The 20732-nt window shown below is 49.4% G+C and carries 17 protein-coding genes; 3 read left to right on the top strand and 14 right to left on the bottom strand.

Features of this window, described 5'->3' with window-relative positions; translation table 11 throughout:
• Nucleotides 1-28: 28 nt before the first annotated feature.
• The 8 genes from JOY44_RS15795 to JOY44_RS15760 form a co-directional block, all read right to left on the bottom strand.
• Nucleotides 29-721 carry an HpsJ family protein gene (locus JOY44_RS15795; protein WP_171574606.1) on the bottom strand — a complete coding sequence of 231 codons (693 nt, stop codon included), beginning with the start codon at nucleotides 719-721 and terminating at the stop codon, nucleotides 29-31.
• Between the two features lie 62 nt (nucleotides 722-783).
• Nucleotides 784-1461 (bottom strand): cyanoexosortase A system-associated protein, encoded by a 678-nt coding sequence (locus JOY44_RS15790; RefSeq protein ID WP_171574605.1) that lies wholly within the window; start codon nucleotides 1459-1461, stop codon nucleotides 784-786.
• Nucleotides 1454-2314, bottom strand: coding sequence for a cyanoexosortase A (gene crtA, locus JOY44_RS15785; protein ID WP_171574604.1), 861 nt, complete (start codon nucleotides 2312-2314; stop codon nucleotides 1454-1456). Before crtA ends, JOY44_RS15790 begins: the two co-directional genes overlap by 8 nt.
• A 326-nt stretch (nucleotides 2315-2640) precedes the next feature.
• Nucleotides 2641-3153 carry an acetolactate synthase small subunit gene (ilvN, locus tag JOY44_RS15780; protein WP_171574603.1) on the bottom strand — a complete coding sequence of 171 codons (513 nt, stop codon included), beginning with the start codon at nucleotides 3151-3153 and terminating at the stop codon, nucleotides 2641-2643.
• 142 nt (nucleotides 3154-3295) lie between these two features.
• On the bottom strand, nucleotides 3296-3973 hold the full coding sequence (locus tag JOY44_RS15775) for a GNAT family N-acetyltransferase (RefSeq protein WP_171574602.1): 678 nt from the start codon (nucleotides 3971-3973) through the stop codon (nucleotides 3296-3298).
• A 43-nt stretch (nucleotides 3974-4016) separates the two neighbouring features.
• A complete protein-coding gene (rpsU, locus tag JOY44_RS15770) occupies nucleotides 4017-4202 on the bottom strand; it encodes a 30S ribosomal protein S21 (protein WP_171574601.1) in 186 nt (61 codons plus the stop codon).
• A gap of 111 nt (nucleotides 4203-4313) precedes the next feature.
• Complete coding sequence (locus tag JOY44_RS15765) at nucleotides 4314-4613, bottom strand: RNA recognition motif domain-containing protein (protein WP_171574600.1); 300 nt, start codon at nucleotides 4611-4613, stop codon at nucleotides 4314-4316.
• A gap of 156 nt (nucleotides 4614-4769) precedes the next feature.
• Nucleotides 4770-6128, bottom strand: a complete 1359-nt coding sequence (locus tag JOY44_RS15760; RefSeq protein ID WP_171574599.1) for an FAD-binding oxidoreductase — start codon at nucleotides 6126-6128, stop codon at nucleotides 4770-4772.
• Nucleotides 6129-6482: 354 nt separating this feature from the next.
• On the opposite strand from JOY44_RS15760, the gene JOY44_RS15755 reads away from it, so the two are divergent.
• On the top strand, nucleotides 6483-7808 hold the full coding sequence (locus JOY44_RS15755; RefSeq protein WP_171574598.1) for an Nramp family divalent metal transporter: 1326 nt from the start codon (nucleotides 6483-6485) through the stop codon (nucleotides 7806-7808).
• Between the two features lie 68 nt (nucleotides 7809-7876).
• Here the strand turns inward: JOY44_RS15755 and fumC are convergent, their stop codons facing one another.
• The 3 genes from fumC to JOY44_RS15740 form a co-directional block, all read right to left on the bottom strand.
• Nucleotides 7877-9295: a class II fumarate hydratase gene (gene fumC / locus JOY44_RS15750; protein WP_171574597.1), complete on the bottom strand. Its 1419-nt coding sequence runs from the start codon at nucleotides 9293-9295 to the stop codon at nucleotides 7877-7879.
• Between the two features lie 31 nt (nucleotides 9296-9326).
• Entirely contained in the window at nucleotides 9327-9842 is a 516-nt protein-coding gene (locus JOY44_RS15745; RefSeq protein WP_171574596.1) for a DUF456 domain-containing protein, read from the bottom strand.
• A gap of 89 nt (nucleotides 9843-9931) precedes the next feature.
• Nucleotides 9932-10585 carry a cofactor assembly of complex C subunit B gene (locus tag JOY44_RS15740; protein ID WP_171574595.1) on the bottom strand — a complete coding sequence of 218 codons (654 nt, stop codon included), beginning with the start codon at nucleotides 10583-10585 and terminating at the stop codon, nucleotides 9932-9934.
• A 114-nt stretch (nucleotides 10586-10699) separates the two neighbouring features.
• Here JOY44_RS15740 and JOY44_RS15735 point away from each other — a divergent pair, with 114 nt between their 5' ends.
• Nucleotides 10700-12010, top strand: coding sequence for a D-alanyl-D-alanine carboxypeptidase (locus tag JOY44_RS15735; RefSeq protein ID WP_171576032.1), 1311 nt, complete (start codon nucleotides 10700-10702; stop codon nucleotides 12008-12010).
• Nucleotides 12011-12019: 9 nt separating this feature from the next.
• On the opposite strand, the gene JOY44_RS15730 is transcribed toward JOY44_RS15735, so the two are convergent.
• The 3 genes from JOY44_RS15730 to JOY44_RS15720 all read right to left on the bottom strand — a co-directional run bounded on the left by JOY44_RS15730 (nucleotide 12020) and on the right by JOY44_RS15720 (nucleotide 19401).
• A complete protein-coding gene (locus JOY44_RS15730) occupies nucleotides 12020-14926 on the bottom strand; it encodes a CHAT domain-containing protein (RefSeq protein ID WP_171574594.1) in 2907 nt (968 codons plus the stop codon).
• A 69-nt stretch (nucleotides 14927-14995) separates the two neighbouring features.
• On the bottom strand, nucleotides 14996-16729 hold the full coding sequence (locus JOY44_RS15725; protein ID WP_171574593.1) for a ShlB/FhaC/HecB family hemolysin secretion/activation protein: 1734 nt from the start codon (nucleotides 16727-16729) through the stop codon (nucleotides 14996-14998).
• A 26-nt stretch (nucleotides 16730-16755) separates the two neighbouring features.
• On the bottom strand, nucleotides 16756-19401 hold the full coding sequence (locus tag JOY44_RS15720; RefSeq protein WP_171574592.1) for a filamentous hemagglutinin N-terminal domain-containing protein: 2646 nt from the start codon (nucleotides 19399-19401) through the stop codon (nucleotides 16756-16758).
• 192 nt (nucleotides 19402-19593) lie between these two features.
• Here JOY44_RS15720 and JOY44_RS15715 point away from each other — a divergent pair, with 192 nt between their 5' ends.
• Nucleotides 19594-20661, top strand: coding sequence for an LOG family protein (locus tag JOY44_RS15715; protein WP_171574591.1), 1068 nt, complete (start codon nucleotides 19594-19596; stop codon nucleotides 20659-20661).
• Nucleotides 20662-20732: the final 71 nt, after the last annotated feature.

Raw genomic sequence — 20732 nt, 5'->3', positions numbered from 1 at the left:
CTCCGACTTTGGACCTTGCACTTCCTATTTATCTTGCCCAGCGGCTACTCTTCCAAAGATAGATGAACAACACTCCTGAAATAATGGCTCCAAGAGTCCATTTCACGGCATTTCGCGTCAACCCTCTAAATTGCCCAACTTGCTGTTGCACTTGGGCGGGAATTTGAGCGCGCATTGTTTTGATTCGCCCTTCAATTTGAGTCTTAACCGCATCGGGCTTACTCGGATCAACAGGTGCCCCCATGGCGCTTAACTGAGTTGCTATTTTTCTAATGTCCTCTGGGCTGCTGCTTTTGAGTTGGTCTTCTACTTTTTGGAGCTGAGCAAGCTGGGCTGTTTCAAACTCTTTCGCTTTTGCGTTTACTTGGCTTTTCAGACCAAAAGTTTGCAACAGCAGAGGCGGAATCATTAGAAAATAGGCGATCGCCAACAACAAGCACAGCCAGGATAGAAAGCGAAGCGCTAACTTTTCGGGCGACTTTCGTCCATAGAACTCACCAAAAAATACCAACGCAAACCCCAACAGCGGCACAACGACACGCTCGACAAACTGCCCGATCAGGTTAATTCCAAACCGAGGATCGCTAGGGTTTGCGATCGCAAACGAATGAACAATATCGACCAACGCAAACAAAAGCAATCCATACCCAACCCAACGCAATCGATAAACGGAAAGATTTTCGCTTGTATCACCACTTCCATCACCACTTGATATCGCCATCGCTTAGCTTCTCCCACTAAATGTCAAATTCATCAAAAGCAATCAAAAAAACTTTATAGCACCTAAGACGGTGGATAGTTTGCTTGCCACCATTGATGCCATGAAAGCCATGCAGTTTCCAACGTTTTGTAAGCCGCTTCTTCTGAAGCTTCAGGCGCAGTGTTGGTTTGCACCGGAGTAGATAACAACGTCCATAAACAACGCCGATCAATGAGTGATTCCTTGCCCAAAACCCACGGTAAAATCCGGTCGGGTTTCAAATCGTAAGTGTAGCGGCTTTGGGTAAACTGCTGCTCTGTCACGGTGCTTTGACCACGCGGATTAACACATGCCGTCAAGTAAGCTTGTCCTTTATCAGACAGCACTCCGTAAAAGCCAGTTTCTGGCTGATACTTAATTTTGAGATTAGCATTTGCCGTACGTACAGAACTGTAAACAAATAGATAGCGGCTGACATTGCCATCGCTGGTCATGTAATGTACGTCAGCTTTTAGAGTTTTGTTGTCCTGCTGAAAACGATAGCTTCGTCCAAATCGAGAATCATCGCTTGGTTTCAGTTCAGAGTTATCCACTAATTGCCATCCTGATAGTGGCACTGCCTGTGACAGCGTGTTGACTGCTTGAGCAGATGCCTTGTCCACTTTTGGCAATGTCAATAATCTTCCTAAAACTAACAATGTTCCCCCCGCTGTGATTGCCAGCAGAGAAATACGTATCGGTTGCCAGGTTGAATTAAGCATTTCCTTGCGGTCCTGAGTCTGGTTTTTGGTTAGGGGTACGCAAGAAGAAGAACCAGCAGAAAGATCCAAAGACGAGAACAGCGATCGCCGAAAAGATTAGAGAACCCTGTCCTTCGTGCCAATAGTCAAATGCGTTTTTGTCACCCGCATTATTGAGAATCGCCATCAATGCGACCCGCAAAGCATTCACCACAAAACCGATGACCACTGCTGACACTACGCACAAAACTTTTTGAACGTGCGATCGCAAAGGAAACATCAGCAAAAACAAGACCGAAATGCTCAGCAATTGGAGAATGCTTTGAATGCCAGAACATGCGCCATACACCTCCACGCGGCTTGATGGCATTAGCAAGAAGACTCCTTGCAGCCGCACTGGAAAGCCGGAGTACCACAACACAAAGGATGCTGCCTTTGCCGTTATTTCTGATAAATCGATCGCTTCCAGTGTGAGTCGTAGCAAGGGATACGCAGCTAGCAGACCAAAGATAATAAATTCTCTCCAATACTGCTTCAGCCCTTTAAATCCTGAAGCCAACAATCCAGTGCCCAATCCTGCTACCAACGGCAGCGCCCAAGCAGAGGCAGATGAATCGGGCGATGATCCAACTCTGGTTAACATTCCAATGACAATTAAGGCTCCAAGCACACTTGCAGTCAAGTTGCTTTCAAGGTTTAAAGTTTGGTAGCGATCCCAAATGAGTGAGCCTGCCGCAATCCAAAACAACAGACAAGTTGCAAAAAGTTCTGAATTATCTATCCGACTGAGCAACGTCAGGTGAATCGCAGCCAGTGCTGCAACAAGTGCCAAAAGCCAATACTTCGGCTCCTTTAGAGTTTGTGACAAGTCCATAGTGATCAACTCAGCAACGTTAGATTTCCGACAGGGGCTTAGTAGCTTATTAGAAAGAGTTCCCCTGAGAATCAAGGCGATCCCCTTTTAGGAAATATCTTATTCAAAGGTTAGCTCACATGTAAAAAGGCAGCTAATTCTATTAGACCTCTTACGAAAGTAATTTGGATTAAGGTAAAAGGCTTTGAGAACTCACCCCCCATTTACGATGCAATACGAACAAGCGACAGTTTGGGACTCACCGCTCGACCTTTGAACTGCTGAGATTGCTTGATAGGTTAATGAGTTGCTCAGTTGACCCCTCATTCATACCTTTTCCAACATCCTTAAGACTCCAATGACTTCAAAAATTCGGTATTCACACCCGACTCTCGCGTCAGAGACACTTTGCCAGTCCGAGCAATTTCTCGCAGCCCAAACTTGCTTAGCACCTGCACGATCGCCACCATTTTGCCCGGATCGCCCACTACTTCTAACGTCAAAGAATCTTCGGCAACATCCACTACCCGCGCCCGAAAAATTTGCGCCAGTTCCAGAACCTCAGAGCGGTTAGCGCTGCTGGCATTCACCTTCATCAGCATCAGTTCCCGCTCCACGCAGGGTACTTCAGTAATATCTTGCACTTTAAGCACATTGATCAGCTTGTAGAGTTGCTTGGTCAATTGTTCAATAATTTGATCGTCTCCAGGAACAACCATCGTGATTCGAGAGATGCCCATTTGCTCTGCAGGACCCACTGCCAAGCTTTCAATATTAAACCCGCGCCGCGCAAATAAACCCGCTATTCGGGTCAAAACGCCTGCTTCGTCTTCAACTAAAACGGATAATGTGTGTTTCATGACGGTATGCTGCCCATCTCAACAAAAGATGGTGAGATTTTAGAGTCTATGTAAAACTTGTGTGATTGATGCAGACCTAAACTCAGAGTTTTAGATCGATACTCACAGCTAGCCTTTCATCTTATCGTGGAGTGTTAGAGATTCATGCGCTAGTTTGTGAGCAGCTCATAATTTCCCAGGGAACGCCACCTAATTTGCGATCGCGCTCAAAGTCTTTGAAGTGAGCTTTTAGGGGTTGAGAAAGTTGCTTCCAAGGAATATCTACAAATCCCAGGCGCGTATAAAACTGACACATCTGAGGCTTGCAAACCAGATAAGTTGGCTGCTCTGTCTGATGAATCATTTGCTGCACCAGCCGCGATGCGAGCAGTTGTTGTCGCCAAGGGGGACTGACATACAAATGATAGAGAACGCAAAAGTTACCATAGCAAGCGAGTGCTGCACAGCCAACGGGTGCCCCTTCGCATTCAACAACCTGATACAAAGACCAGTTCAATAAAGGCTCCGTAGGAATTAGAACCAAGTACAGAATTACAGTGAAAGCCTGGGCGATCGCCCAAAGCAGGGTGCAAAACAGAAGCAACATCAAAACGGATTGTAAGGGCAGCGATCGCGTATGAATCAAGAGCCACCGTTGCAATGTTGCAAAGAGTCCTAGAAAGCCTGTTTTAACTAGGTGATAAGCAACAATGCGCAGATCGAAGCCAAGCGCTTCAGACTGCACCAACTTTAAAGTGAACCGTTGAAGCATCCACCGATCGCTTTTGTGAGCAGGTCGCAACAAGCAATGAGTTGGCAAAGGCAAAAAAACCTCAGACATCAGCTATTTGCATCATCCTGGCTGCATAATCACCAATAAGGAATTACGTAAAACGGCGAAACTGTTTTCTTCGACGGGCGATCGCTTTACGCTTTTCTTTTTCGATTGGTGTTTCAAAATGGCGATTCTTCCGCATATCTTGAAAGATGCCTGCTTTTGCTACCTGGCGCTTAAATCGACGGAGTGCTGACTCAAGCCCTTCGTTTTCGCCCACAACTACCTGAGTCATGCAACTACCTTTTTAGAGTGAAAATAGTTTAGAACCATTAAACGAGAACGATCTCAAAACTCAAATCTCTAAATTAGAGAAATTGCTTTGAGTCTGACAATAATTACTCAATTAGTATCGGCGATCGCGACCACTAAAGCTATCTCCCCCACCTGAGGGACGACGATCTTCACGTGGCTTTGCCTTGTTTACCTTTAATGCGCGCCCCATCCACTCTGCCCCGTCTAACGCTTCAATCACTGCCGTTTCCTCAGCGTCAGAAGACATCTCTACGAACGCAAAGCCGCGCATACGACCCGTTTCGCGATCTTTGGGTAACTGCACACTTACAACCTTCCCATGATCCGAAAAGGTTTCTTTAATGTTCTCTTCGGTGACTTGAAAGGACAAATTGCCAACGTAAACAGACATAGAGAGTCTCCGATTAACGGGAAAAATAAAGAGTTAAATTTTGGGGACTATCCATCCGTAAAAGCGAAACAAGCTAGCCCAAAAATAAATCGCCGCACGGATGAGCATACCATAAGATCCAAGCGAGACATATCTTTTGAACCGTAGAGAACCTGACTAGCTAAGCCTTTCTAGCCATGCTTTCATCTTGCCGGGATTGAGCAACCCAAATGGATCAACCCTTTCCTTAAAGCGCAAATGCTGAATATCAACCGTTTTTCTGCCGCCTTCTTCCAGAATATAGGTATGAGGATTGAAGATGAAAGCACCAACCGATTCGTGGTGGTCCATGATGTCCTGGAGGCGATCGCGCGTGGTGTAGCGCACCACCTGCAAGCCAACCGGACGAATCGATCCACCCACTCGAATAAATTCTAGGTGCATCATCACTTCATCGCCATAGTGCCGATACAACTGATCAAGTACTTTGAGTTCTTGATCATCAGGAAACAGAGTTTGCAGGTAGGTTAGAGTCGGGTCAACGCTACGCGCGTGGAGCGTTGTATGGTTCCAGGAATATTCCACTAACGTGATTCCTTTACTGGCTTCCTGAGCCGATTTTTGATAGCAAACTTCGCCACCGAATTCTTTTACCAGTTCCGCAAACGGCTCCAGGCTACACTCTGCAACCAATACCATTGCCACATGGCTACCCGAAGGAATGCTGCCCTTCAATGCGGCAAAGTAAGTCGGCAATGGATTTGCACAGATGCAGACCATTTTTTTAATGATGCCATCACTGTTACCTAATGCCTGACCAAATCGGGCGCTGGTCATAAAATCGTCAAAGGCAACGATCGCCTCTGCCCAAGCGTAAGCAGGCGCTAAAGGTATCTCCAGTTCGGTGATGATGCCATTGGTTCCCCAAGCGTGCGCCACTTTGTATACATCATCGCCGCGCAGTTCCACAACTTTTGGTTCATCTTCCATGGTCACAACGCGCAACGCCAACAGATTGCCGCGATCGCGCAATTGTCCATAGGTCACTGACCCAACGCCGCCACTGCCGCCACCAATAAAACCGCCAATACTTGCCTTGCGATAGGTAGAAGGGAACATGCGAATTTCCCAACCGCTTTCCCGCGTTTGCTTATCGATCGCCGAAAGCTTTGCTCCTGGCTCCACACAGGCAATCCCCGGCTTCACCCATTTGACCTGCTGCATTCCAGACACATCCAGAATCACGCCGCCCTCTAGTGGCACACACTGCCCATAGTTTCCGGTGCCTGAACCCCGCACCGTCAGCGGAATTTTGTGCTTAACGCAGGCTTTTGCCACCCGCAGCACCTCTGCCTCACTAGTAACTTTGACAACAACATCGCCGCGCTTATCACTCAGCGCCTCTTGAAGGAGCGGGCTGTAGGTGTAGTAATCCTGAGACAGCTTGCTGACTTGAGCCACATCTGTAACGATCTCTAACCCCGCCAACTCAGCCATCAAACTTTTCAGGTCATATTGGATTGCGGCAAACGTCATCGCAGATTCTCGGCTTTTGAATACAAATTCAGTCCGAGTATCCTAACATCCTCTATCGCTAAAAACGTTACGTAGATTGCAGATTGACACTAATCTTTCTCTACTTTTGTGCAGATGGCAGGCAAGTTGATTATTTGTAGAATCCGATGACATCCACACTGATTGACCATCAACAAGTGAACACAGGCGCGGTATCTGAGCTGTAGCAAGATTAATGCATGAACAATTTTGTACATAAACAATCCTTTGCAAATTGCTATAGTAAATTGAATTATGAAAGAATTATGAAAGCAGTTTTTTGATTTGCCAGTCTTAGCAAGGTAAACCGCGAACAGAGTATCAAAGGAATAGGTGATGACGATTTCTGAACAGCGCCCAAGTCTACCAGAGGTACATCGCAGCATATCAATTCCCAATGGCAAGGGGTTTTGGCGTAAGTTGCTGGCGTATGCCGGTCCTGGCTATCTGGTTTCTGTGGGTTATATGGACCCTGGAAACTGGGCAACAGACATTGCAGGAGGATCACGATTTGGCTACACGCTGTTGAGCGTCATTTTGCTATCCAACCTGATGGCAATTTTGCTGCAATCTCTGTGTGTCCGGCTAGGAGTGGCAACAGGAATGGACTTGGCACAAGCCTGTCGAGATTATTTCAGCCCACGAGTTAGCTTTGTGCTGTGGGTATTGTGCGAGATTGCGATCGCAGCATGTGACCTAGCTGAACTGTTGGGTAGCGCGATCGCATTGCAATTATTGTTCGGGATTCCACTAGCTTGGGGCGTCTGCATCATGGCGGTGGATGTCATTATGCTGCTGTTCTTACAAGGAAAAGGATTTCGATACATTGAAGCCTTGGTGATTACGCTAGTTGCTACGATCGCCGGCTGTTTCACGGCTGAAATTATTTTTTCCCGCCCTGAGGTTACTGGCGTATTGGGAGGTCTTGTTCCTAACCCTGAAATTATCCAGAATCCAGAAATGCTCTATCTTGCAGTTGGGATTTTGGGTGCAACCGTGATGCCGCACAACCTCTATTTACATTCTTCTATTGTGCAAACTCGCGCCTGGGAAATGATTCCACAGAAAAAGTGGGAAGCGATCAAGTTCGGCACGATTGATTCCACCATTGCGTTGTCGCTAGCCCTATTCATCAACTCAGCAATTTTGATTGTTGCGGCTGCAACGTTTCACTTCTCTGGCTATCAAGAAGTCGCTGAAATTCAAGATGCTTATAAGCTGTTATCGCCACTCTTGGGTGTAGGTGCTGCTAGTGTAGTTTTTGGATTTGCATTGCTGGCCTCTGGGCAAAGCTCAACTCTCACTGCAACGCTGGCGGGGCAAATCGTGATGGAAGGATTTTTGCACCTGCGGTTTGCTCCTTGGTTACGGAGATTGGCAACTCGATTGCTTGCGGTGGTTCCGGCTCTGATTACCATTCTCTTTTTTGGAGAACAAAGTACGGGTAAGTTGCTGGTTTTTAGCCAAGTGATATTGAGCTTGCAACTCTCTTTTGCCGTGATTCCGCTGGTGATGTTTACTAGCGATCGCCGCTTGATGGGTGAGTTCGTCAATCCCCGCTGGCTAAAAGTTTCGGCTGGAGCCGTCGCAACCATCATTGTTTGCTTAAATGGGTGGTTGCTTTTGCAAACACTCTGGGGCTGGATAAATGGAGCTGGATAAATCTGAGCTAGGAGAGGTCGGTGGCGATCGCATCTCCACACATACCTGAAGCCGACTCACAAGCAAATTTATCCCGGCTGAGTCATCTCGGCTGGTTTTACCCATTGATCAAACTCGTCACCTGTGACAAATCCCAGTTGCAGCGCGGCTTCCCGCAGGCTAATGGCTTCTCGATAAGCGAGGAGCGAGATTTTTGCGGCTCTTTCGTAGCCAATGTGGGGATTTAATGCCGTCACCAGCATAAGGGAATTGTTTAGATGATCTTGGATACGCGAATGATTGGGTTCAATACCGATCGCGCAGTGGTCATTAAACGAGCGGCAGCCATCTGCCAAAAGCTGAATCGATTCCAGCACATTGTGCAGCATCACAGGCTTATACACGTTCAACTGAAAGTTACCTTGAGAACCCGCAAACGCGACAGCGTGATCATTGCCAAACACCTGTACCGCCACCATGGTTAGCGCTTCGCACTGAGTCGGATTAATTTTTCCCGGCATAATCGAGGAACCCGGCTCATTTTCAGGAATTTTGATTTCGCCAATGCCTGCCCGTGGTCCAGAGGCATACCAGCGGACATCGTTAGCAATTTTCATTACGACTCCTGCCAAGGTTCTCAGGGCAGCACTGACGTTGACCATGGCATCGTGGGCAGAGAGCGCGGCGAACTTGTTGGGGGCAGAGATAAACGGTTTGCCCGTTTCGATCGCGATTTTTTGAGCAGCAAGATCGCCAAACTGAGGATGGGCGTTAATGCCTGTACCCACCGCCGTTCCACCAATCGCCAGCTCACACACGCCCGGAATCGTTCGCTGAATCGTAGCGATCGCGTCATCTAGTTGTGCGACCCAGCTTGAAATCGCCTGTCCTAGCGTAATCGGTGTGGCATCTTGCAAATGGGTTCGTCCTACCATAACGATGGCTTGGTAAGCTTCAGCCTTAGCTGCTAGCGTATCTCGCAGAGTTGTAACAGCAGGGGTTAAGACTGCTTCTAGTTGTTCCACTGTGGCAATATGCATCGCAGTCGGAAACGTATCATTCGACGACTGGCAGCGGTTGACATCATCATTGGGATGGACGGGGTGTTTGGAGCCAATCACGCCCCCCGCAAGCTGAATCGCTCGATTGGCGATGACTTCGTTCGCATTCATGTTGGACTGAGTTCCCGACCCTGTTTGAAACACCACCAAAGGGAATTCCTCATCCCATTGCCCAGCAATCACTTCATCGGCGGCACGGATAATGAGTCCCATCGTTTCAGTTGGCAATAATCCCAGTTCACCATTGGCGATCGCCGCCGCTTTTTTCAAAATGCCCAAGGCTCGAATGACGGATCGCCCCCACTGAAACCGCCCCACTCCAATCGCAAAATGGTGCAGCGATCGCTCCGTTTGGGCACCCCACAGCCGCTCTGCCGGAACCGACACCATCCCCAAACTATCGCTCTCTTGCCTGGTCTGATTCTGATTCACTTCACTCAAACTCATCTGACTCTGCTTCCCTTTTTCCGCTTCCCTTTTATTTATACGGCCACGTTGTAATCAAAAATACCGCCACCGTTGCGATCGCTAATACTCCCTGAATCAAATTGCCCACCAGTGAACCCACCACGATTCCAAGGGCAGCTTTGAAAGAGACCATCCAATTTTTGCAGTACAGATACTCCCCTACGACTGCACCGATGGCTGAACCCAAGATGATGCCCAGAAAAGGACCGAAAGGACCGCCAATTGGCAACGTGGGCAAAAATCCAAGTAGACCGAACACTAGCCCAACTACCGATCCAATTTGTCCCCATTTACTCGCGCCTGCCTGCTTTGCACCGAGATATCCTGCCAAAAAATCAATGCCAATTCCTAGCACTAACACGAGGACTGCCACGATCAGGGCAGTTGTACCGCTAGTGAAATTGGTAGCAAACGCCCAAATGAATGCTGAGATCGCAATCAAGCTAATGCCGGGAAGCGCTGGAACCACAGCACCAATGATGCCGACAACCATCACAAAAACAAGAATCCAATAGAGAGTAAGCATGGGAAGTAGAGGGTTAGGGTTTAGGGGAATACGCAATACAAGGTGCGATAGGCAAAGGACAGAGTGATATATTCTCTACCTATCATTCGCTATTCGCCAATCTTCATTTGGCTGATTGTGTAGGCTAGTTTATCTGCGATCGCGCCAATCCACTGTTCATCTTGGCGAGTATAGCTGCGGGGAGCGTTGGCACCCAAGATTAGTACGCCTTTCTCCCCCATCGGCTGACAGATTACGCCTTGAGTATTTTCTGGTAAGTAATCAAACTCAATTTTGCCGGGATAGACAGCTAGTGCCACCAAGTAAACAGGCTGATGTTTATCTAAAACGCGCTGGAGAATGACTCCATGTTTGACAACGGCTTGCTCAGGCAAAATGCCGCGTCGCAGCAAAATTTCGCCGTCGTGCCAGACTAAGAGCGATCGCGTCACAGTATTGGTTAGCAGGAGATGGGATGCCCACGCAAGCTCTGTTTGAAGCGCTTCTGGCAATGTGCGATCGAGGGCAAAAGTTTCAGTACCCACTAATTCCACACTGTCTGGCAACCGGGGTTGAACTTGTTGCCAAATGAGTCCAGTCAAGATCAGAACAGCGCAGGCAATGATCCCCACCACATCAGACCGCGCTTGAGCCGGAGTTAAACTGACGGTCAGCAACCGGTTGACTAGCAAGAGGGTTCCTGCCAAGCCTCCTACTGCAAATGGAATCAGCCTCAATATCGAATTTGGATCAGATTTTGCCATTCCACACTGTTTTGCTATTCCACACCCTAAAAAGGCGCTATATTCAAAAGCTTTAATATACTGTTGCCATCTACTTTAGCAAGTTCAGTTGCAACCGTTGAGGGGGAGATAACCGTGTTTGACGTGTTCAGTTCTGCTTTGGTTTCGGTGTGGCTGTCAACGTCAGGAATGCCGCAGTCACTTAATTCTGCCGTGGATGTGCTACAAAACACTCCTTGGCTAGTGAATGCTGCCAATGCGGATACTACGACCGATGCACTATTACAGCAATATTTGCAAGGATTGGCCGACAACGGCTTATCGATTCCAGCTCAGGGTGTATGGCTGCAAGCTGGGCCGATGGTACTGTCTAGCAATCAAGGGTCTACGCCTCTACCCGCCGCATCGCTCACAAAGATTCCCACCACTCTCGTTGCTTTGAATACTTGGGGCGCTGATCATCGCTTTGAAACGGTGATTAGCACGACAGGGCAAGTGCAGCAGGGAGTAGTAAATGGCGACTTGATCATTCAGGGTGGCGGCGATCCGCTATTTGTTTGGGAACAGGCTTTTGCCGTGGGGAATGCGTTGAATAAACTGGGGATCGCCAAGGTCACAGGCAATCTAGTGATTGTGGGCAACTTTCAAATGAATTTTGAGGTGATGCCAGATAAGGCAGGCGAACTATTGAAGCAAGCGTTGAATGCCAACACCTGGTCTGAAGATGCGATCGCTCAGTACCAAAGTCTGCCGACCGGTACGCCACGCCCTCAACTGAATATTGCTGGAGCCGTGCGAGTCGTCTCAGCAAGTGCTTTGCCGCCCACTCAAGAGGTGCTCCGTCATCAGTCTTTGCCACTGGCGCAAATTTTGAAGCTGATGAATGTATACAGCAATAACGTGATCGCCCAAACATTGGCAGATTTAGCGGGGGGTGCGCCAATGGTTGCTCAAAAAGCAGCGGCACTGTCGGGCGCTTCTGCTCAAGAAATTTTGTTGGCAAATGGATCTGGTTTGGGCGTGGAAAACCGAATCTCTCCGCGAGCGGTGTGTGCCATGCTATCTGCGGTGCAGCGCTATTCATTCGCCCAAAATTTGACGATCGCGGATTTGTTCCCTATCGCAGGTAGGGATCAGGGCACCATTGAAGAGCGCCCTATCCCTGGGGGAGCAGTCGTCAAAACAGGAACGCTAAGTGATGTCAGTGGGTTAGCGGGAGTCATACCCACTCGCGATCGCGGCTTGATTTGGTTTGTGATCATGAACCGGGGTAGCGATTTGGACGGCTTACGCGCTCAGCAAGATCGACTTCTGCAAGGCTTAACCCAGCAGTGGGGATCGGTGGCGGCGGTGCCAATCGCGATCGCCCCCCGTCGCCCGATTGATCCAGCCAGTGCATTGTCGAATCTCAGCGATCGGAATGAAGCGCTGCTAACTCCCCAGTAGAGGAACCGTTTACAGCCAGTTACCGATGAGGATGTAAGGTGCCCAAAATTCGGGGGCGCGAAAAGCGTAACTCTCTGGATTTTTGAATAGAGCAACTTGCGCCCGTCGGAGCGCTTCTGCTTTGGTAATCGACTCCTTTGGATTACTGAGCTGCTGATAAAAATTCGCCATCAGTACCGAAGTGGATTCATCACTCACATTGGTCAACGATGCCAGAGTACTGCGCGCTCCAGAGCGAACCGCAAATCCGGCTAAACCTAAAGTGGCACGATTGTCATTTTTGGCAGTTTGACAGGCACTGAGCACCAGTAGCTCGATCGCTTCTGGTCGAGTGGCATCGCGGCTACGCAGCAAAGTGTCAAACTGAGTGACGTTAATCGGTCCATCGGCTGCCAAGATAAAAGTATCTTTGGCGTTAGAGCTAAATTGACCATGAGTTGCCAGATGCACCACATTAAACGGCACCGCATTAATGTTTCCTTCCAGGGTTTCGCGAGTGAAGTTTTGCTCTAGAAGGGCGTTGGTGAAGAAGCCTAATTTTGTAATGGATGCGATTTCTGTCTGCACAAAAGGCAGTTTTGAAAATCCAAAAGATGTAGGAGGATCGCTCAATCCGGCAGCAAGGACTCTAAGTGGCTCTCGCTTGATTGGTTTTGGGTCGAGAAGCTGCAAGCCGGGGCTAAGGGCAATACTGTAGCGCTCGACGAGGTATTGATGCCCATCCCATAAAGCCGCTATGGGCACTTGACGCAACCGATCATCCAGCACAAAAACCAGAGTTTCTACTATTGCTCGATCTTCGGATTTGGCGATCACCTTGGTGTTGGTCGTTTCGGCTAGGGCGATCGCAGATTGAATATCTTGCTCCATCGGCTGGATCAGCCAGTCATACACTTTGCAGGTGGCAGTTTGAAAGGGTTGAAGTTGACTTAGACCGCCGTTTAATGTGTTAGCAATCTGATCCATCGTGCTATCAAAATCTTTTATAGACGTGGTGATAGGCGGATAGCGTTTAAGAGGCTGATTTGGGATTTTGGCAATAACCTGTAGCTTCACCTCCGATGTCAACGGATTTCGCAGCACGATTGGGTAAACGATCGTCGTGGTGGGGTTTTTCTGATCCACCACTTCATCCAGCAAGACCCGTTGACCTTCTAGGCAAGCTTCTCGAAAGAAATTATCCAGCTCTGCCAGCTGGAGCGATTCAATCTGTTGGCGAGCTTTTTCTAAATTTTCGGCGCTGGGTTTCGCTTCCGATAGCAGCAGGTCTACCGATTGGCGATAGATTGGCTCCACGCTGTCTCGAAAGTTGAATTGCACATCGGCGTTGGCAGAGACGAGATCGCCCCGCAGCGATCGCAGATTCGCGATTGCGCTATCGTAGGCAGCGATCGCATCTTTTACATCGCCCTTCTGTTTGAGCAAACGCCCCAATTGCCAATGCCAGCGATAGGCAATATCCCCGGTGTTGGTTGCTTGGGCTAACAGAAGCGCTTTTTGAGTCACGTCCTTTGCATAACCCAATTGCCGAGTGTGTTCGGCTGGGTTTGTGGTTGCTAGTTGAGCCGCCGCTTTTTCATAGACTGTACCCAAGGTGCCTAAACTGTAGGATTCAGCCCGTTTGTCGCCCAAGCGGCGAGATTGCTGGATGGCTTGTTGGAGGGTACTTTGCAACAGGGGAGATAGAGCAAGGGTAGATGAAGGGCGGCTGACAAGCGATAAAGACGAATTTTCAGCTAGGGCTGTTTGGGTGGCAAAGTTGAGCAGGGTTTGAGCGAAGTTAATCCGGGCATAGATTGTGGCACGGCTGTCTGGCAATTGATCCAGTTGGGCAGGCAGTTGCGCGAGGAGTTGTGGGATACGATTCGTGAAACGTTCGCGAATCGTATCCGTAGCTCTTGCTTCCCGCAGGGTAGGAGAATCACTTTGGGAATCGTCCGATTGGCGGGTCGATTGGCTGCTAACCAGTAAACTCAGTTGGTTCAGTTGGGCTTGAATCCGCAGCAGTGGTATGGTCGAAATGCTTGCGGCGCTCTCATAATAGGCGATCGCATCCGTTGGATATTGCGGAGCATCCTTTTGGGCACGGGCAGTATTGCCCAAACTCAGCAAAGCGGCTGCAATCTGATTAGGCTCATTCATCGCTTTAGCAACTTGCAAGCTTTCCTCTAAGACGGTGCGCGACTGATCTAGATTGCTACCCACTTGCAACGCCTCTCCCAAATTTCTTAAGGCGATCGCTTTTTGGCGCGAGTTGGGCTGGGTTTGCAGCATTGAGTTGAGGCTGTTGAGTTGATCCAGGCTGCGTCGATAAAACCCCAGAGACCGCAATGCCTGGGATTGATTGAGCCGTGATTGAACAATTCCTTCAGTGTTATTGACTTTCTGAAACATCGATTCTGCTTGTTGCCAGGTTGCCAGGGCTTGATCCACCTTGCCGATGTTGAGTTGCAGCCGCCCCTGTACTTCGAGTGCCTGAGCCAGCACAGCCATCCCTGGAGGAGTATGACTCACGGGTTGGAGTAAGCTCAGGCTGGCTGCGATCGCCGAGGTAGCAGGCTCCCATGCGCCAAGCTGCTGATGCACCAAGGAAAGATTGGCTAAAGCGGCAGCTTGCTGCAACGAGTTGCCCTGCGATTGGTAGAGCTTCACTGCTTGATCCAGTTCATCCACTGCCTGCTGATATTGCCCTGCCTCAAAGAGCGCTTTTCCTTGCTGATCCGCTTCAGCCTGAGCGATCGCGTTCAATGCAGAGGTCGCCGGAATTTTTGCCATCACAGGCGCTAATCCAGAAGAAAGGGCAGCACAGAAGAGGGCGATCGTCGCTGCCAATGCCGTTAAGAGCAGCGCTTTGAAGCAGGAATTGAGCCATTTCTTCAGCCGATTGCGGCGACCAAATCTCTTCCAAGTTTTCATAGGTTTCCTAACTTTTAACGCTCAACTCCCAACTCCAACGCCCAACTCCTAAACCCCTTTCTTCTTTCCTTAAAACAAGGTGTAAACCACCGAGAAGTAAATTCCTTTTTCTTGCAGGGTTTCTTTTTGGGAATTCACTTGCACTAGAGGAAACCCAAAGTCCATGCGGGCGGTAAAGTTGTTGCTCACTTGCAGCCGTAGCCCAAATCCAGCAGACACTAAAGCGCTGGGTTCGGGATTGGGGGATTCTCCGTTGTTCCATCCTTGCCCATAATCGACAAAGGGAGTGAGTTGCAGCAATGCCTGCTGTTTGGGCAAGCGCAGGATGGGAATTCGTACTTCGGCCGATCCAAAGGCTCCGTTATCCGTCAGCAGTAGGTCTTGGCGATACCCGCGGACGCTCAGTTGTCCACCCACACCAAATTGCTCGATTGGCAACAGGGGGCGATCGCCAAACTGCAAATCGCCGCGCACAATCAGGAGCGTTTCGGGAGCCAGCAACCGCACCAACTGCGCCTGCCCTCTCCAGGTAAAAAATCGGGTATCCGGTGGTTCCACATTCACGGTGGAACCCAATGCACTCACGCCAACATTAAACTGCGATCGCAGAGCAAACACCGATTGGCTGCTGCGCTTGGTGTACTCCTGAAAAAAGCGCACGACTGATTCTGTCGTCCGTCCGTCGGTATCGGCACCTGGACTGGGGAACGGAATATCACCCAACAACTGAGTGCGAGTGCTGCGACGACCCAGCGTTAGCCCTAGTGCCAGTTCTTGAGTTGGGGTTTGGATCAGTGGATGACGGGCAGTCAGTTCTAAATAGTTTGATTCAGAATGAATGTCCAGGATATTAAATGGAGCTTCAACCACATCGCTGCTAGAAAATCCGCCGCTGACGCTAATGGTTGTGTTGTAGGGGCTAACGGGAAGCGTATAGCTCAAGTCTATCGAATTGCTGCCATCAGTTTTCGTAAATGCAAGGCTGAGCGTATCTCCATAACCCAGCAGATTTTGTTCTAAGCCCGATGCTTGCCCCCGAATGCTACCCACGCTGGGCACCCGTGCATTATCTACCGTAAAAGTTGCCGAGGCAGATTTTGCCTCCGTCACTTTGATTTCTAGCAAGCTGGTGCCGGGGCGAGATCCCGCCGATAGTTCTGCGGAGATATTGGCGATCAGCGGATTCAATTGCAGCAGTTGCAGCGCTTCTAAAAGGCGATCGCGGTTCAAGGGCGCTTGGGTCGCAATTCCAATTCGGCTGGCAACATACCCCGGCTCCAACTTCGTGGTGCCCGTGACCCGAATATCTTCTAAACTGCCTTCCACCACCCGAATTTCTACCATGCCACTTTGCAGCTTTTGAGGCGGGATATACGCCCCGGAGGTCAAGTAGCCACGGCTAGTATAAAGATTTGTGATGGCTGATCGAGCTTGAAACAACTCCGTTAGGGAAATGGTCCGTCCTGTGGCTGGAATTGCCCCAATGGATTGAGTAATGGCTTCGGTCAGCTCCTTGTCAGAAAAAACCGTGCTGCCAACGACCACAAACTTTGTCACCTGAATAGCTTGAGGAGAATCCACTGGAAGCTGATCAGGCGAAGAAGGCGTGCCTGGAGAAGGAGGCAACAGTTGATCGGGCGACGGGATTGGCTCAATTCGAGGAATCGGCAGCGGATCTAAAGAAGGCGGCTGATTTCCGCGCGGATCGACGGTAGGCAGTTGAGCGATCGCAATGGGACAGAATGATATAGACACTAGCAAACCGAGCAAACCAAAGGGAGCATTCAATCGCTTGATATTCACAACTTCTGATCATCTCCTCACATGGACTAAGGCGTAGGGCAAGTTCCCGGCAAAAGCCAGGGAATCAGCGGTTCAGTAGATTTTGCCTGAGCAACGAGAACCACGTTACCATCAGAATCCAATTCCCAACCCTGTGCCTCAACAATTTCAAATGATGACTTGCGGTTTTGTGGCACGGGCAAATCAGGTTTAGGGCGAGTAAAAGTGGACTGCTCCGCTCGAGGACTATCTTCGCTAGTAGGCGCGTCCACAGAATTTTCTAGGTCAGGCTCCGCTAATCCTGCCCGACTCGCGGTTTCTGTTACAGTCTCCTGCAAAGCTGAAGTTTGTTCGTTTGCCCGGTTCCGCTCTGGCACCACCACCCAGTTAGCTGCCACGGTTTCATCGGTCAAAGTTTCCACGGGGCTATTGGGCAATCCGCCACGCCCAGTACTAATCAACCGACCTAAGGACAGCTTTCCTCTAGAATCACAGCCCTCAGCAATCAGGTTGGTGACATCCGTTAGGCGACCCGTCAATGCAACTGTGCCCCGATCAAGGTCAATATCTAAGATGCTCAGATCCACTGTGCCGCTCAATCCAAACCGGGAGCTAGCATCAATGTCGTTGGTCGCCGTCACATCGGCTCGTCGGGCAATATCAGTCAGCTTGTATGCCCGGATAGAAATGCTGCCGCCATCGCCCGTAAATGCGTTGGCTCGGATGTTGCTATTGCCAATGGGTTTGCCAGAGACGATAAATGCGCGATTGCCGCCAAACGTAAACGTGTTGCCTGTGATGAAAACGTTGCCGCCATTACCACCGGCTTGAGCCGTGCCAGCTTCAGTGGAAATGTTGCTGTTGTTATTGAGAATTAAAACTCCCACTTCTAATTCAATATTGCCCCCTTGCCCAGAGTTGGTAATGGCTGAAATTTGAGCGCTCCGATCCAAATAGACTCCAAGACCCGTAATAAAAATGTCTCCGGCAGGTCCACTGCCGGCATTATCAACGCTAATTTTTGCGCCGTTTACAAGTTCAAGGACTTTCGCCCCAATCACAATGCCGCCTGCCGCATTGGAAACTCCCGGTTCCACCGTGCTGAAAATGCCGCTGCTGTTGCCGTCAATCGTGAGGAGATCGCTGGCAACAGCCAAAATCAATCCCGCATCTCCATTGCCTAAGGTTGAAGTTGTTAGAGCGGATGAACCATCAATCAAAATGGAGTTGGCTGCTATGATTACCCCACCTGCGCTGCCGTTTGCCGTGTCGTAAACAATACTGCCGATCGCGCTGCCATTGGTAATCGTGATGCTATCTTGAGCCACTGCCAGTATCGCCCCCGCGTTGCCATTTCCTGCAGTGCTGGCGTTTAGCACCGAGCCATTTGCCAGCAAAATCGACCCCGCATCAATAAACACTGACCCCACAATGGGCTTACCCGCTTTTCCCAGCACCGCATCAAACACATTGCCAGCAAAATCGTTGGTGCCAAACTTGCCACTGCCGCCCTCATCGATCACACTAAAAAGTCCCGATCCATTCAGGATAGAAACCGTGCCCGGTGCCTGCAAAAAGACGACTCCACCCTCGCCAACCCCTCCTGAGCGCACAATGCTTTGCAAAGTGGATTGATTATTGAGCTCAATCGAGTCTGAGGCTATTAAGTAGATATCCCCGGCATTTCCGGCTCCAGCGGTTTCTGCAAACAGTCGGCTGCCATTCGTGACGGTAATCGTTTTTGCTTGAATGGAAATATCTCCACTGGCAGTATCTCTGGCACTGGTATTAATAATTCCGTCATTGATTAACACTTCACCCTGAGCGACAGCACTGGGAAGTTGAAAGCTAAAGCCAGAATTGCTTGAATTTAAGCCGATGGTTCCAGCCCCAGCAATTGAGGCAATTTCAACCCGGCCGCCCCGTGCTAGCAGTCGTCCTCCATTCATGGTTACGTCGCCACCCAGCAGCAACAGGCGCTGATCAGCAAATACGCCCAGTTGGCTACCATTGACAGCGATCGCGCCTGGTCGTGTTTGAGCTACCAAAAAACCACTAGGATCACCCACCAGCGTCAGCAAGCTGTCTGCTCCACCAGGAGTTCGAGCATTAAACTGACGAGTGGGATCATTGCCCCAGATCAAAGCATCCGTAGTGGTGGCAACAAAGCTACCCCGACCATTCGCCCCGCCAACATCCAGCGCCGCATTTGGACCAAACACAATTCCCTGTGGGTTAATCAGAAACAAGTTGACGTTGATGCTTTGGGTCTGAATTAAACCATCAATGATCGAGGCATTGCCCCCCGTCACCCGTGCCAAAATGTTGCGAATATTTGCCCCACTTTGAAAAACAGCCGACTCACTACTGCCCAAGTTGAAGCGGCTAAAACTATGGAACAGGTTAGTACCAGAAAGATCCATTCGCCCTAAAGCTTCCTGAATCAGGTAAGCGTTGGGGTATTGCGTGGGCAAGCCTGGTAGATTGGGGTTGTCGAGGGTGCCGTTGGGAGTGATGGGAACGGCTGTCGCAGGAGCGCCCAAAGTGCCGTCGGTGACAATATTTTGGGCAGCCGCAGGACAGACTTCTCTTAAGAAAACACTGCCTTGACCCACTAGAAAGCTTCCAACGATCGCAACTCCTGTTGCAAGCGATCGCAGCAATCCCCGTCTGTCACTATAGATTGCAGCCATCGTTCCTGATGATAAACAGCTATTTACGTTGCAATGTGAGCTAGTTAAAGAATCGCACGGTTTAATAATCTGGACAAAAAATTTTCTTTGTTAGTGCAAGGAGTTTAGCCTACTGGACAATTGGACTGAATGCGATCGTGGGTTAAGGCAAAAATCTAGATACAATAAAATGCTGCCAGTAGAGGGGAATGCATGACCACGTCTCCGTCGTTTGATGCCTCTGAATCACTCCGAACTAGTCTAAATCAACTGCTTGACCAACTTCCGCAGAACAAACACGGGGAACTAATTCAGTTGGCGTTAACAACCCTGGTACGAATGACTGAGGGAGAAATTGATCGCCTTGACTGGAAAATTCTGAATGCCTCCTTACAAGATATGGAGCGAGCATTTAAGGTGCTTTATCCCTATCGCCACGTTCGCAAAATCTCTATTTTTGGCTCTGCCCGCATTCCATCCGGCACGCCGGAATATCAAATGGCAGCAGACTTTGCCCGTCGTGTCACTGATCTAGGATTTATGGTCATTACAGGCGCGGGACCTGGAATTATGCAGGCAGGTAATGAAGGAGCCGGACGAGACCAATCGATTGGGCTAAGTATTCAGCTTCCTTTTGAGAAAGGGTCTAACCCTTTCATTGAAGGCGATCCTAAGCTTGTTCCCTTTAAATACTTCTTTACTCGAAAACTGTTTTTTCTCCGAGAAAGTGATGCCCTCGCTCTCTTTCCTGGCGGCTTTGGCACCCTAGACGAAGCATTTGAATGCCTCACCCTTTGCCAAACAGGTAAATCACTGCCCATTCCCCTCGTGTTGATCGATCGCCCCGGTGGTGGCTACTGGCACGACTGGGTAGAGTATGTGCAAAAACAACTGCTCAAGCGTGGCTTAGTCAGTGCCGATGATTTCAGTCTATTTACCATTACCGACCAGCTAGATGAAGCTTGCGATATCATCACCCGCTTTTATAGTGCCTTCCATTCCTGCCGCTACATTGGCAATCGCTTGGTCATGCGCCTCAACATCGAAATTTCTGATGAAGCTGTAGACCATCTCAACCACAACTTCAGCGACATTTTGGTAAAAGGACAGATCGAAAAAAGCCACGCCCTTCCTCAAGAAGCTCAAGATATGTCCATTGGCAAATCTCGGCTTTTGCTGCACTTCAATCAACGCGATTTAGGACGGCTCTATCAAATGATTAACGAAATTAACCGTCTTGGCTGTGCGGATGAGGAAACGCCTCGCCCAGAACGGAAGTAAAAGGGACAAAACAGGAGGAAGCAGGGAATAGATAAGCATGTCTTCCATGCTGAGTTCTCAACTCCTACCCG

Source organism: Leptolyngbya sp. Cla-17 (assembly GCF_016807185.1).
Classification (GTDB): domain Bacteria; phylum Cyanobacteriota; class Cyanobacteriia; order Leptolyngbyales; family Leptolyngbyaceae; genus ULC077BIN1.
Note: the sequence above shows the minus strand (reverse complement) of the source record. Positions and strands in the feature narration are given on the sequence as shown.

Excerpts from the sequence above, each read along its gene's own strand:
- JOY44_RS15795 (WP_171574606.1), bottom strand. The coding sequence starts at position 721 with ATGGCGATATCAAGTGGTGATGGAAGTGGTGATACAAGCGAAAATCTT.
- JOY44_RS15790 (WP_171574605.1), bottom strand. The coding sequence starts at position 1,461 with ATGCTTAATTCAACCTGGCAACCGATACGTATTTCTCTGCTGGCAATC.
- crtA (WP_171574604.1), bottom strand. The coding sequence starts at position 2,314 with ATGGACTTGTCACAAACTCTAAAGGAGCCGAAGTATTGGCTTTTGGCA.
- ilvN (WP_171574603.1), bottom strand. The coding sequence starts at position 3,153 with ATGAAACACACATTATCCGTTTTAGTTGAAGACGAAGCAGGCGTTTTG.
- JOY44_RS15775 (WP_171574602.1), bottom strand. The coding sequence starts at position 3,973 with ATGTCTGAGGTTTTTTTGCCTTTGCCAACTCATTGCTTGTTGCGACCT.
- rpsU (WP_171574601.1), bottom strand. The coding sequence starts at position 4,202 with ATGACTCAGGTAGTTGTGGGCGAAAACGAAGGGCTTGAGTCAGCACTC.
- JOY44_RS15765 (WP_171574600.1), bottom strand. The coding sequence starts at position 4,613 with ATGTCTGTTTACGTTGGCAATTTGTCCTTTCAAGTCACCGAAGAGAAC.
- JOY44_RS15760 (WP_171574599.1), bottom strand. The coding sequence starts at position 6,128 with ATGACGTTTGCCGCAATCCAATATGACCTGAAAAGTTTGATGGCTGAG.
- JOY44_RS15755 (WP_171574598.1), top strand. The coding sequence starts at position 6,483 with ATGACGATTTCTGAACAGCGCCCAAGTCTACCAGAGGTACATCGCAGC.
- fumC (WP_171574597.1), bottom strand. The coding sequence starts at position 9,295 with ATGAGTTTGAGTGAAGTGAATCAGAATCAGACCAGGCAAGAGAGCGAT.
- JOY44_RS15745 (WP_171574596.1), bottom strand. The coding sequence starts at position 9,842 with ATGCTTACTCTCTATTGGATTCTTGTTTTTGTGATGGTTGTCGGCATC.
- JOY44_RS15740 (WP_171574595.1), bottom strand. The coding sequence starts at position 10,585 with ATGGCAAAATCTGATCCAAATTCGATATTGAGGCTGATTCCATTTGCA.
- JOY44_RS15730 (WP_171574594.1), bottom strand. The coding sequence starts at position 14,926 with ATGAAAACTTGGAAGAGATTTGGTCGCCGCAATCGGCTGAAGAAATGG.
- JOY44_RS15720 (WP_171574592.1), bottom strand. The coding sequence starts at position 19,401 with ATGGCTGCAATCTATAGTGACAGACGGGGATTGCTGCGATCGCTTGCA.
- JOY44_RS15715 (WP_171574591.1), top strand. The coding sequence starts at position 19,594 with ATGACCACGTCTCCGTCGTTTGATGCCTCTGAATCACTCCGAACTAGT.